This is a genomic window from Alloalcanivorax xenomutans (genome assembly GCF_900217905.1).
GTDB lineage: Bacteria > Pseudomonadota > Gammaproteobacteria > Pseudomonadales > Alcanivoracaceae > Alloalcanivorax > Alloalcanivorax xenomutans.
In genome coordinates this window covers 90892-104136 of the sequence record NZ_OBMO01000009.1, presented here as the reverse complement: position 1 = coordinate 104136, position 13245 = coordinate 90892, and the positions used below count along the sequence as shown (strand labels likewise).

General features: G+C 60.2%; 12 protein-coding genes. 4 read left to right on the top strand and 8 right to left on the bottom strand.

Annotated features, from left to right (window positions below; all coding sequences use genetic code 11):
• From CRO06_RS08790 to CRO06_RS08775, 4 genes are all read left to right on the top strand, one after another.
• Positions 1-564 carry a sigma-70 family RNA polymerase sigma factor gene (locus CRO06_RS08790; protein ID WP_244902799.1) on the top strand — a complete coding sequence of 188 codons (564 nt, stop codon included), beginning with the start codon at positions 1-3 and terminating at the stop codon, positions 562-564.
• Positions 552-1466 (top strand): FecR family protein, encoded by a 915-nt coding sequence (locus tag CRO06_RS08785; RefSeq protein WP_097058255.1) that lies wholly within the window; start codon positions 552-554, stop codon positions 1464-1466. Before CRO06_RS08790 ends, CRO06_RS08785 begins: the two co-directional genes overlap by 13 nt.
• A gap of 71 nt (positions 1467-1537) precedes the next feature.
• The gene (locus tag CRO06_RS08780) at positions 1538-3841 is read left to right on the top strand and encodes a TonB-dependent siderophore receptor (protein ID WP_097058254.1); all 2304 of its coding nucleotides are present in this window, start codon (positions 1538-1540) and stop codon (positions 3839-3841) included.
• Positions 3842-5044: a PepSY-associated TM helix domain-containing protein gene (locus tag CRO06_RS08775; RefSeq protein ID WP_097058253.1), complete on the top strand. Its 1203-nt coding sequence runs from the start codon at positions 3842-3844 to the stop codon at positions 5042-5044.
• Positions 5045-5068: 24 nt separating this feature from the next.
• Here CRO06_RS08775 and CRO06_RS08770 read toward each other — a convergent pair whose 3' ends face one another.
• The 8 genes from CRO06_RS08770 to CRO06_RS08735 form a co-directional block, all read right to left on the bottom strand.
• A complete protein-coding gene (locus CRO06_RS08770; RefSeq protein WP_097058252.1) occupies positions 5069-7396 on the bottom strand; it encodes an FdhF/YdeP family oxidoreductase in 2328 nt (775 codons plus the stop codon).
• Positions 7397-7626: 230 nt separating this feature from the next.
• Entirely contained in the window at positions 7627-8133 is a 507-nt protein-coding gene (locus CRO06_RS08765) for a GNAT family N-acetyltransferase (RefSeq protein ID WP_097058251.1), read from the bottom strand.
• A 78-nt stretch (positions 8134-8211) separates the two neighbouring features.
• Positions 8212-8625 carry a GFA family protein gene (locus CRO06_RS08760; RefSeq protein ID WP_097058250.1) on the bottom strand — a complete coding sequence of 138 codons (414 nt, stop codon included), beginning with the start codon at positions 8623-8625 and terminating at the stop codon, positions 8212-8214.
• 155 nt (positions 8626-8780) lie between these two features.
• On the bottom strand, positions 8781-9188 hold the full coding sequence (locus CRO06_RS08755) for a VOC family protein (protein ID WP_097058249.1): 408 nt from the start codon (positions 9186-9188) through the stop codon (positions 8781-8783).
• Positions 9185-9676: a helix-turn-helix domain-containing protein gene (locus CRO06_RS08750; RefSeq protein ID WP_097058248.1), complete on the bottom strand. Its 492-nt coding sequence runs from the start codon at positions 9674-9676 to the stop codon at positions 9185-9187. Before CRO06_RS08750 ends, CRO06_RS08755 begins: the two co-directional genes overlap by 4 nt.
• 36 nt (positions 9677-9712) lie before the next feature.
• Complete coding sequence (locus CRO06_RS08745; protein ID WP_097058247.1) at positions 9713-10129, bottom strand: acyl-CoA thioesterase; 417 nt, start codon at positions 10127-10129, stop codon at positions 9713-9715.
• A 526-nt stretch (positions 10130-10655) separates the two neighbouring features.
• Entirely contained in the window at positions 10656-11042 is a 387-nt protein-coding gene (locus CRO06_RS08740; RefSeq protein ID WP_055099022.1) for a tautomerase family protein, read from the bottom strand.
• A 256-nt stretch (positions 11043-11298) separates the two neighbouring features.
• The gene (locus CRO06_RS08735; RefSeq protein WP_244902798.1) at positions 11299-12420 is read right to left on the bottom strand and encodes a 2,3-butanediol dehydrogenase; all 1122 of its coding nucleotides are present in this window, start codon (positions 12418-12420) and stop codon (positions 11299-11301) included.
• Positions 12421-13245: the final 825 nt, after the last annotated feature.

Here is a 13245-nt window from a genome sequence, read left to right as displayed (position 1 = left end):
ATGACCGGGACAGCCACCAACCCACAGCCCTTGCCTCCTCGCTCCCAAGGCGAGATCGGCGCTTTGTATGAGGCGCATCACGGCTGGCTGACCCACTGGCTGCATCGTCGCCTGCGCTGCCCCCAGGACGCCGCGGATCTGAGTCACGACACCTTTCTGCGCCTGATTGTCGGCGATCAACCCCTGGAGGCGCTACGCGAGCCGCGTGCTTATCTTCTGGTCATCGCCAGCCGCCTGCTGATCAACCGCCACCACCGCAAACAGGTGGAGGAGGAAGCCCTGCGCCAGGTCGCCACCTTGCTGGAAACCCAGGACAACCGGGGCCCGGCGGAGATCGCGGCGGCCCGGGATCTGTTGGTCAGTGTCATCAAGCTGCTGGTTGACGAGTTACCGGAAAAGCCCCGCCGCGCCTTCCTCATGGCACGCCTTGAAGGACTCAGTTACCGGCAGATCGGACGCCGGCTGTCGGTCTCCGAAAGCAGCGTCAAACAATACCTGGCCCGGGCGCTGGCCCATTGCCACGCCCGGCTCTATGACAGCCTGGACCCGCCGTGTCGGACTTGAACCGTATCCGCCAGCAAGCCGCCGAATGGGTGGTGGCCTTGCAGGAGGCCGGTTCCGATGAGCGCGCGCGGCTGCAAGCCGAGTGCGAAATCTGGCAGGCGGAGGATCCTCGGCGACGCCAGGTTCTCGAGCAGATCCAGCGAATATGGCAGGCTCCCGAACCAGCCCTCGAACGACGCCGCAAACGCCGGCGTCAACTGACCGGCCTGGGCTCGCTGCTACTGCTGGCCTGGTCCGGCACCCAGCTTCCCTGGGCCTATTGGGGCGCGGACTATCGCACCGCCGCCGGCGAGATCCGCACCGTGCCCCTGCCCGACGGCAGCCAGATCGTGCTTAACAGCAACAGCGCCATGGATCTGGACTACACCGAAGGGGCCCGCATCGTGAAACTGGTGCGCGGCGAACTGCTCGCCACCGTGGCCAAGGGGCGGGATGCGCCTTTCCAGGTAGAGACGCGGGACATCAGCGCCACCGCCTTGGGCACCCAATACACGGTGAAACTGGCGGACACCTACAGCCGGGTGGCGGTGCAGGAATCCACCGTGGTCGTGACCTCCCACAACGGCGGCGGCGCCCTCCGCCTGACGTCCGGGCAACAAGCCGATCTGAACCGCGATGGATTGATCACCCAGAGTACCGCCCCCACCCATCGGCCGGATTGGGCGAACGGTCAATTGGTCTTCAACAGCACCCCCCTGCCGCGGGTGATCGAGCGCCTGGGCCACCACCGTGCCGGCATTGTGGCGCTGGACGAAGCCCTGGGCGCCAGCCAGCCCCCACCCCACTTTACCGGCGTGCTGCCCGCCGACGACAGCGACGCGGCCCTGGCGCTACTGAGCGACGCCCTGGACCTGGAGGTAAAGCACTTCACTCCCTGGTACGTGATCTTGAGCCGGAAATAAGAATTGCCCGATTGGCTTCCAGCTTTGTCTTCATCAGTAGAGACACCGCGAAAATAACGCTGGAGCCAATAATGATCCTGAAGACCGGAACGACATCCCCCAAGGCGCTGCTGCTGCTCGGCTTGCTGGCCCCCCTGCTGATCACTCACCCGGGCGCCGCGTGGGCCCAACAGCCGCTCTCCATCCATTTGCCCGCCCAGCCACTGGATCAGGCGATCATCGAGCTGGCCCGCCAGACCGGCCTGAGCATCGGCGGCGACGCCTCCCTGCTTCAGGGCAAACAGGCTCCCGCGCTCAGCGGTGAGTACACTCCGGAAGAGGCGTTGCATGCGCTGCTGGCCGGCAGCGGCGTCACCGTGACTCGCGGTGCCAGCGGCTACAAACTGGAAAGAATCCCCCAGCAGGAAAATACGCTGGAGGCGGTGTCCGTCTATGGCCGCCAGAAGAACGATACCGTGGCGGCCATCCCGCAGAGCGTAAACGTCTACACCCGGGAAAACTTCGAGCTGGCGGGGGCTCAAACCGTGGGCGAGGTGATCCGCCTTACCCCCAGTGCCAACCGCTCGGGATCAGGCCGGGATATGTTCGCCGATGACTTCCTGATCCGTGGCTTCAACGCCGAGCAATCCGTCAACGGCCTGGGCTTCCGGCAGACCGACCACCCCACCGACCTGGCCAACGTGGAGCGCCTGGAAGTACTGAAAGGACCGGCCTCGGTCCTCTACGGACAAATGGAGCCGGGTGGCACCATCAACGTGGTGACCAAACAACCGCTGTCTTACTACCAGGCGGAAGCCACGGCGGAATACGGCCGCTACGATTACCGCCGCACGACCCTGGACGTGACCGGCCCGCTCAACGACCGGGTACGGGCTCGCCTCAACCTGGCCTACCAGGACAGCGATGCCTCCATGGACTTCTGGGAGTACGAGCGCGTGTTCGTCGCCCCCAACGTCACCGTGGACCTGACGGACACCACCAACCTGACCGTCGAAGGCAGCTATTCCGGCAATGAGTGGACCGCCATTCCCGGCGGCGCGCCGGCGGAAGGCGCTTTCCTGCCCAATCCCAACGGCCACTACGCCGATGACTTCAACACCGCCTGGAAGGACAGCTTCACCGAACGGGATTCCTTCTACATCAACAGCCGCCTCACCCAGGCCATCACCGATACCATCGATGCCCGTATCAGCTATGCCTATACCCGCAATGACGCCGACTGGCAGGAATACGCGCCTTTCGGCCTGAATGCCGATGAGCGGACCCTGAACCGTATCATCTTCGCCGGAGACGATACTTATAAGAAGGATCACGAGATCATCCTCGACCTCAGCGGCGAGTTCAGCAGTGGCCCGCTTACGCACAAGTTCATTGCCGGTGTGAACTACCGGGAATCGGATGCCTCGCGCCCCACGCGCATTTATCTCGCCGATGCCATCGATCTCTACTCCCCGGTCTACGGCCCGGCCGACCTGAGCGCCGACAACCTGATCCGGGACCGGGGTTTCGATCAGAGCGACAGGATCCTGGCCGGCTTCGTGCAGGACCGCATTACCGTCGCCGACAAGTGGCACGTCCTCGCCGGGCTGCGTTACACCGACGCGGAGCAATCGCAAAAAACCATCGACTTCCTGGACAACAACAGCGTCACCCGCGCCGAACTCGGTGAATCCGCCTGGACCACCCAGTTCGGCCTGGTCTACGACCTGACCGACACCGCCTCGCTCTATGCCAGCCGCAATGAAGCCTTCGTCCCGCAACAGGGCACCACATCGGGAAAACAGCCGCTGGATGCCGAGGAAAGTGTGCAATACGAAACCGGCATGCGCTTCACTGCCGGGCGCCTGAACATCAATGCCGCCGGCTTCATCATCGAGAAAGACAACATCGCCATCGCCGATCCGCTCGACGACGACTTCGAGGTGGCCAGGGGCCGCGCCCGCTCCAAAGGCGCGGAACTGACCATCGACGGCTACGCCAGTGCCAACCTGTACCTGAGCGCCGGCTACGGCTACACCGATACCGAAGTGTTGCGCAGTGATGACGAAGCCCTGGAAGGCAACCGCTTTATCAACGTTCCGCTGCACACCGCCTCATTACAGGGACGCTACTTCCTTGATGCCGTCACCGGCCTGAGCCTCGGCGGCACCGTCAGCTATGTGGACCAGCGCCCCGGCGACAGCGAAAACACCTTCACCCTGCCCAGCCATACCCGCGTGGACCTGGGCGCTTACTACGCCGTCACCGACGCCCTGCAACTGGACCTGCTGGTGAACAACGCCCTCGACGAGGAGATCTTTTCTCCCGGTTCCTTCGACGGCGTGATCCGCGAGGAAGGCCGTACCTGGCTGGCTCGCGTGAAGTATCTCTTTTAGATGACGGTCCGTCGGCGGTTCGTTGTCCTGCACCGCTATATCGGGCTGGTGATGTCGGGTTTCCTGATCATCGCTGGCCTGACCGGCGCTCTGCTGGTGTGGTATTACGAACTGGATGCCCTGATCAACCCTCAGTGGCTGCGGGTCGAGCCTCCGGCGACGCATAGTGAACCGCTCTCGCCTTTCGTGCTGAGGGAGAAGGTCGACGAGGCCTTTCCCACCGCCGCGGTAAACTGGATGATGCTGACGCCACCGGATGCCCACAGTCCGGTACGCTTTTTTATCGCCCCGGAACCCGGCACCGCGGCTCTCCCCATCGATGAAGTGTTCGTCGACCCGTACAGCGGCAACATACTGGGAGGCCGCCTGTGGGGTGACATTACCCAGGGCGTCACCAATCTCATGCCCTTCGTCCACCGCCTGCATCACTCACTGGCGCTGGGTACCCTCGGCACCTGGGCGTTCGGCATTGTCAGTCTGCTGTGGATCCTGGATTGCTTCATTGGTGCCTGGCTCACCTTCCCGCCTCGGCAAAGCCGTAACGGCCCACCACGCCCTCGCCGTTTCTGGAAGCGCTGGATTCCGGCTTGGAAAGTTCGCTGGCACGCTACCCCCCACAAACGCCACTTCGATCTCCATCGCGCCGGCGGCCTGTGGCCCTGGGCTCTGCTGCTGGTGTTCGCCTGGAGCAGCGTGGCCATGAACCTCCATGCGGAGATCTATCGCCCCACCACCGAGATGTTCCTGGCTTTCCAGGAAGACCCGCTCATTGACGTCCCGACACAGGAGTCCCCCTCCCGTCATCCCCAAATCGGTTGGGAGCAGGGCTTCCGAATCGCGCGGCAAAGATTGGAGACCTTGGCGGCGGACCGTGGCTTTTCCATCAAGGCCGTAGAACGCTTCGCCTACCACCCGGACAAGAACGCTCTCAAACTGATGGCCCGTACCGGCAGCGACATCAATCAGCGATTTGGAGAAACCTGGGTCTACGTGGACGCCACCACCGGTGCGCCGCTCGGGCATTACCTGCCAACCGGTGAAGCCTCGGGGGACACCCTCACCACCTGGCTGACCACCCTGCACATCGCCGCTTTGGGTGGGCTGCCTTACCGGATAGCCGTAACCCTCCTCGGCCTGGTGATCGTCATGCTCAGCGTCACCGGGGTGATGATCTGGTGGCGGAAACGGAAGGCGCGAAGATAAACATTCCCGCGTCATCAGCTCCTATCAAGCTATCCGCTTTGGGGCGCTGCTTTTCTCCAGGCGGATGGCGATCAGCTTGGAGGTGGGTGTAAAGCTGCCGTCACCATAGCTGTCCATGGGCACCAGCGGGTTGGTTTCCGGGTAATAGGCGGCGGCCTGGCCGGCGGGGACATCGTACTCCAGCAGCATGAAATCGCTGACCCGCCGTTCCACGCCATCACGCCATAGAGAAACAACATCGACCTTGTCGCCATGCTGGAATCCCAAACGTTCGAGATCGGCACGATTGACGAACACCACCTTGCGGCCTCCGTGCACGCCCCGGTAGCGGTCGTGCAGGCCGTAAATGGTGGTGTTGTACTGGTCATGGGAGCGCAGCGTCTGCAGCACCAGATCCGGTTTGGCGCCAGAAGCCAGCGTCTCCGCATCCACCAGGGTGGCCGGTAGCGCGCGGCTAACCAATTGGGCACGGCCGGATTCGGTGTGCCATTGGCGGTCGCGGGCGGGATTGCCCAGGTAGAAGCCGCCCGGCGTCTTGAGCCGCGCGTTGAAGTCGTCAAAACCGGGAATGGTGTCCTGGATAAGATCGCGAATACGGTCGTAGTTCTCCACCAGGGCGCTCCAATCCACCGGCGTTTTGCCCAGAGTGGCTTCGGCGATACCGGCGATGATCGCCGGCTCGGACCGCATCTGCTTCGACAAAGGCCGCAGCTGCCCATGGGACAGGTGCACCATGCTGAACGAGTCCTCCACGGTGACGCCCTGCGGGCCGTCCGCTTGCTCATCAATGTCGGTGCGCCCCAGGCATGGCAGGATCAACGCCTCGTTGCCGCATATCAGATGACTGCGGTTGAGCTTGGTACTGATCTGGACGGTCAGTTCGCAGCTCCCCAGCGCCTCATGCGTGCGCGCCGTATCCGGCGTGGCCTGGGCGAAATTGCCGCCCAGCGCCAGAAACACCTTGATCTTGCCCGCCACCATCGCCTGCAGCGTGGTGATCACGTTGTATCCGGGCTCACGCGGCGGAGTAAAACCGAACCGTTTTTCCAGAGCATCGAGCAAGGCCGCCGGTGGTTCGTCGGCAATGCCCACGGTACGATCCCCTTGCACATTGGAATGGCCGCGCACCGGACATAAGCCGGCGCCCTCGCCGAACTGGCCACGCAACAACTGCAGATTGGCGATCTCCTGGACCGTGGCCACGGAATGCTTATGCTGGGTAATGCCCATGGCCCAGCAGATAATCACCCTTTTACTGTCGCGATGAATGCGCGCGGCCTGTTCCAGAACGTCGCGGCTGATCCCTGATTGAGCCTCGATCCGTTCCCAGCTGGTGGCGTCCACCATCGCCAGGTACTGCTCCATGCCGTCGGTGTGTTGGGCGATGAAGTCATGATCGAACACCGCTTCGCCGCCGCTGGCCAGGGCTTCCCGATCCCACTGCAGCAACCACTTCACCATGCCGCGCACCGCCGCCATGTCACCGCCCAGAGCCGGGCGAAAGTACGCGGTGTTCAGCGGCGATGAGGACTGAGTCAGCATTTCCAGCGGATCCTGGGGTGCCTGGAACCGCTCCAGGCCCCGCTCTTTCAGCGGATTGAACACCGCCACCTGGGCCCCGCGTTTCACCGCATCGCGGATCGGCTCGAGCATGCGCGGATGATTGGTGCCCGGGTTCTGACCAAACAGGAACAACGCGTCGGCTTTGTCGAAATCAGCGAAGGTGACGGTGCCCTTGCCGGTACCAATACTTTCGATCAGGGCCACGCCGCTGGCCTCGTGGCACATATTCGAGCAATCCGGGAAGTTATTGGTACCAAACGCACGCACGAACAACTGGTACAAATAGGCCGCCTCGTTACTGGCACGCCCGGAGGTATAGAAGCTGGCCTCGTTGGGGCTTTCCAGACCATTGAGATGGCGCGCGATCAACGCGAAGGCGTCCTCCCAACCCATCGGCTTGTAGTGATCGGTCCGCCGGTCATACACCATCGGCTCGGTGATCCGGCCCTGGAACTCCAGCCAGTAGTCATCCTGTTGCAACAATTCGGTAACGCTGTATTTCTCGAAAAAGGCGGCGTCCACGCGACGGCTGGTGGCTTCCCAGTTAACCGCCTTGGCGCCGTTCTCACAGAAGTTGATCATGCCGCTTTCGGGGGATTCGCCCCAGGCGCAGCCCGGACAATCGAAACCGTTGCTCTGGTTGGTCTTGACCATGGCATAGAGGTTCTTGAACGGCTGCTTGCTCTCGAACCAATGGTCGGTGACGGCGCGCAGGGCGCCCCAGCCAGCGGCCGGGCCCTTGTACGGCTTGAAGCGCAGACGGTCGGCGGGGGGAAGAGTGTCGCTCATGGTGCGTTTCCGATGTCCGGACGGGCTCAGGGGCTCCGCGAAGGAGCTGATGGTCCACACTGTAGCGTCACCGCGGAGAGGAAGCGGCGGCAAGACGAGGTTCAGGATAGGACGATTTTGAAGATGGGGCAAAGTGGAGAAAGGAAGAGCCTGGCCGCCCTCCCCCCAGGCATTCAGTCAGTTCCCGGGAGGCCCCATGGAGCAGAGAGTCAATCCCCCTTATTGAGCGGTTAGCTCTGGGCATTGAAAGCCGCGTGATAAGTAACTACCCCACGCGGCAACGACGGCCCCAATGGCAGAACCTGAAAGTATTCAGCGGGAACGCCAGGCAACACCAGGCCCGCCTCCGGCTTGAAGCCAAAACGGGAGTAGTAGGCGGGATCCCCGAGGAGCACACAGCCTGCCGCGTCAATTTCTTTCAGCGCATTCAACGCCGCCCTCATAAGCGCGCTACCGACACCGCGCCCCTGGCGCTCCGGGCTGACCGAGATGGGCCCCAGCCCATACCACCCCGAAGCGCCATCCGAAATTGAAACCGGTGATAGCGAAACCTGGCCGATCACCCTGCCCATTTCCACCGCCACCAGCGATACGGTGAGAGCTCCCGCCTCTCGCAAGGCGTCAACGATGAACTGCTCAGTATGATCCGTGTGCGGCGCATTCAGGAACGCGGCCGCCGTTACATCATGGATGGCCGCAATATCGGACGCGGCTTCCGCTCGAATTTCGAAGTTCATTCAGAGACTCAGCTTCAACTTTGCCCAAACGGCCCTTGGTACGCCCCACAGTATAGCGCCCTAACACACCGGCACCAGCTAGAGGTCTCTCCTGTCAGCGGGGTGATTGACGCCGTCATTGGTCGGCACGCCCTCTATCTTCAATGGATTAATGCCTTCCAGACAGGCGACATTGAAACCATACTGTGAAGGATTGGAGCGTCTTTGATGGTGAGTATAAATCCCGCAACGACCGCAAAAGAAATGCTTCGCCGTCATCGTGTTGAACTGATACAGCCTGAGAACATCATCGCCTTTCAATATCCGGATACCAGACAGGGGCACCGAGGCCACTATCGCCCCCCTTCGCCGGCATAGAGAGCAATCACACCTGCGCACCTCAACCAGCCCATCGGGGAGATCAAATTCAAGCTCCACCGAACCGCAATGGCATGTCGCCTTGTGTTTGGGACGAATCGGCACGCCGTCGACTTCACGCAGGTTATCCATCATGGTTCCTTTCATTCCAATTAAGATCGAGATCAGGTAGCCCGGCGGCAGATGACCGGAAACATCAGCCCCCAAAATTACGTAACCTGAACGCGCCCATCGGCGACAGACAGCCGAGCAACGCCCAGCCCGGACGGATTGGACGGCGGCCTCCCTCCTCAACCCCGCGTCTGTATCATCTTCCAGCCATTACCCGACGGATCGCGAAAACCGGCGTCCACGGTGCCGTAGCGGTCCACGGGTTCCTGCGTGAATTCCACGCCCAGCGCACGCATCCGCTCATAGGCGGCACGGCAATCGTCCACCTCCAGTACCAGGGCCGGCATCGCGCCTTTGGCCACCATCGCGTGCAGCGCCTGCGCCGTTGCCTCATCGTGTACCGGCGGCCCCGGCAAGATCAGCCCAAGCTGGAACGACGGCTGATCCGGGTGCCGCACGGTGAGCCAACGATAATCACCATTGCGCACATCGGTGTGGACCTGAAATCCGAGCTTATCGACATAGAAGGCGAGCGCCTCATCCTGGTCTCGCACGTATACAGCGGCTACCTGAACGCCTTGAGTCATAGGACCTCCTTTGGTTGGGCCCCTTTTGTACCGTCAGCCAGACGGCGCCGCTTCTCCAAAACTGCGGTTCTGAGGTCCGGGCGGTGGGCGGCTCCCAGGATGCAGGCGGGCACATTCTCGAGCCCGCGCCGAGCAGCCCTTTCCTGAACCCGAACCTCCCCAGGGCTCCTACCCGTGATATCGCGAAAGGTACGCCCGAACGTCCCCAGGCTCCTCCAGCCGGTACGGAAGGCGATATCGGTGATAGGCAGATCGGTGTCGCGCAGCTGCGCCGTCGCGCGCTCAATACGCCGTGTCAGCAGGTAACGGTGCGGCGGAACGCCGAAGGCCTCCTTGAAGGATCTGGCAAAATGGGCCTCGGAGACACAACTCACACTGGCCAGACGGGAAACAGGCCAATCCTCGTTCGAGGCCGCATCCATCCGGTCCTTGGCACGCAGCAGGCGGCGTAGCAGTTCTGGATTCTGGCTGGCGGTGTTTCTATTCATATTCGCTCCATCCACGAAGCAAAGCGCCTGGGTTCCCTACCTATCAATCAAGTCCCGCTCCAAGGCCATTCGCAACTCGTCAGGCAGCGGAACCGGGCGCTTGGTGTCAGGCGATACACAGACCTGCGTCAGGGAAGCACGGAAGGTCTCGGTCTGCTCGGCGTTCTGCGCGACGAACAGCAACGAGAAAGAATGGGCGCCGATCTCCTTGATCGACACCTCTATGTCGATCTTCTGATCCCAGGTCATCGGATGCAAGAACTCGATGGACAGCGCCCGGGCGGGAGGAAGAACACCCATTGAGAAGATGCGCCGCGCCGCGGGGCCTTCAAGCAGGGACGACAAGAACTCCAGCCCGGCTTCAACCACGAAATGGCTGATCCTGGGTGTGTAGACGACCCCGCCGGGATCGCAGTCTCCAAAGAGAATGGTGCGGTTGATTGTTAACGGCATGGCTGGCCCTGATGCAGTGTAACATCCCATCGGTGCAAGCCCCCGGGGGCCGCCCCAATCTTTAATGATGCGTTTAACAGCCTCACTAACGCTGATGGCTCTTCATTGCTCGCATGAACTCCTGCGGATCGCCCACATCCGGTGATGCTTCATGACCAATGCAGCCCAACTCTGAGCCAAGGAACGCTTTCAGACTTACCAATAGCGCAATGGCAAATCTTGATCACCAGCATGCGTGGAAAGCCCATGGATTATATGACCATCCTTGAGGTAGAGCACCATCCCTTCCTCTCTCAGCGTACTTGTAGCCCTTCTCCGGTTGCGCTCTCTCCAGATTCTTGTAGGCGGACACCACAATGTCTCTTACTCCGGAATGGACACAGGTTCGTCCCGCTGCGTGAGCCACGGCGCTGTGGCTCTCAAAATTTCCGCCGCTCAATGGCTGTTGAACACCGCCAGCGAAACTCCCCTTTGACGCAGCTCCACGACAGGCGCTTTCCTTCGCCATCGCCAATACAGGTTGGCATTACACATTCACGTTATACTTCAGATCCTTTGCCTCGTCCCCGGTCATGCCTCGAAAGCCCCACTGATAGGGTTGTTGTTCCTTGAGGGTAATCTCGACATCCACGGGAGGAAGCCCCAGTTGGCTTTCCAGTTCCCGAAAGATGGCCTTGATCAGCGCCTTCTGGGTCTCCGGCTTGCGGCCCGCCATCATATTGATCTCTATGACGGTGTAGGCATCACTTCGGCCTCCGGGATAATAGAAGTCGTCCCGCTCCAAGGGCACAAAGCGGTGCGCGCGTTTATCCTCCGGCATGCCCAGAACGGATTGCATACAACCATGAATAACATCCGATAGCTGGCTCTTTATCGGATTAAGCCTTTCCTTTATTCCATAAACCACGATCATAATTATTTCTTCACACTATATAAAAAGGGGCAATAGGGATCCCTTTTGCCGAATCCGATAGCTTACCGTGTTCCGGCAAATCGAAATAGCCAGCGCATCCAGGTACATCTGGATCCGGCGAAGTAGTAAAGGGGAGGGAGGAAGGTGATCTATTGTGCGTGACGGCAGTCAGGGAGACTTGAAGCCCTGGCCTTTCGCCAGGGCACGTCCAGCATTGACAGGGAAAGGCGAGATCTGCCCGGATCGCCACCTATTCTCAGCTGCTTCGAGGCTGAACAATGATTTTCACCGCCGATTCATTGTTATGAATCAGGGTATCGAATCCCTTTGAAACCAAATCATCCAATTGAATGCGCTGGGTAATGAACGGCTCCAGGTCGATCTTGCCCTCTTCCACCAGTCTGATCGTTTCCTGGTGGTCATTGCAGTACGCAATGGTTCCGCGCACGTCGAGCTCCTTCATTACCACACTATGTACATTGACGGTGGCCGGGTGACTCCAGATGGACACAATCACCACCACGCCGGCGGAGGTGGTCGCCGCCACCAGGGTATCCAAAACCTTGTTCACACTGGAGCATTCAAACGCCACATCCACGCCCCTGCCATCGGTGATCTTCATCACTTCCTCGACCACATCCACTTCGGAGGGATCCAGAATATGGTCGGCGACACCGGACTCGGAGGCTTTTTGCTTCCGTGCGCTGCTCAGCTCCGTGACGATAACGCTCAGCCCCTTGGCTTTCAAAATCGCTGACAGCAGTAAGCCGATAGGCCCTGCCCCGCCGACCAACGCCACATCGCCAGCCTTGGCACCGCTGCGAGTGAAGGCGTGATGGCCCACCGACAGGGGCTCGATCAAGGCAGCCTGGTCCAGCGGAATGTCTTTGGAGATCGGGTGCACCCAACGACGTTTAACTGCGATTTTCTCGGACAGGCCGCCGCCCCGACCACCCAGGCCGATGAAATTCATGTTCTTGGAAAGATGATATTTATCGCCGGGCCCAGTGGGCACGTCATCCGCCACGATGTAAGGCTCCACCACCACATGCTGACCGACTTCGATGTCGCGCACTCCCTCGCCCACGGCATACACCACACCAGAAAACTCATGGCCCATGGTAACGGGGGCTGACTCCTTGGAGATGGGATGCGGATGCCCACAGGGAGGAATAAAGATCGGCCCTTCCATGAACTCATGTAAATCCGTACCACAGATACCACACCATGCCACCTCGATACCGACCGTGCCGGGCTCCACCACGGGCTCCGGAATGTCCTCGATGCGGATATCACCACGGTCATAAAAACGTGCTGCCTTCATTATTGTGCTCCTTACGTTTTTGTTAACGATATCCAGCAAAATACGCACCAACATCGCTGTCGGCCGTCAGGAGCATGAAGTCACGGGATCATCCACGGAGTAAGGGAAGGGACATGCCGTATCAGACATTGCCGCTTTTACAGGTGTAACGTACCAACTGTCACGGCCATTACAAATATCCCGTGTACTGGAGTTCGCCAGAGTTCGGGACGGAAGACAGCTAGCATCGGCGTACCCGCAGGTACACACCCATTACTCGAATACCTTCTTGGCCACCAAATCCGGTACCATGGCATTCAGACGTCCTGCAAGAATATCGAGCTTGCAGGTAGGCACGGCCGGAAAGCGGCAACGGGGTCAGGTCTTGCATTTTGCTTACCTGATCTAGGCCCGGCATGTCGAAAAGGCAAAACGCAAGCCCCCCCCTAGCCACCCCAAAGACGGGAAAGCCGACTGTCACTCCCTAGGAAGTTCCAGCTCCAAAAAATGCGAAGACTAAAGACGCCAGCAGAAACAGAAGCGCTATACGCAGATTGCGTCGCGCTCTCAAAAGGGTCACGCTCTTTGTCCCGTCTAGCGCCGAACCATAAACAGCTGTCAAATACATTCCGAGGTTATAGAATAAATCTGGACTTCCCCATCGACGATACGATTCCGGTTCATCTCTGCGCCAATCCCTTAGAAATTTAGCAGCAGTAATAACCGATACTATGACCAAGAAAGCCATCCAAGCGAGATAATTCCGTCCATTTCTTTTCCAGTCCCCAAATCAAGGTCACTTCACTCCATATACCCCGAGGTGGCCAGTAATGATTTTCAAAAATGGCATATCGAGTAAAAATTCATACCTTTACTTCTCGACATACTCTGCTGAGATGG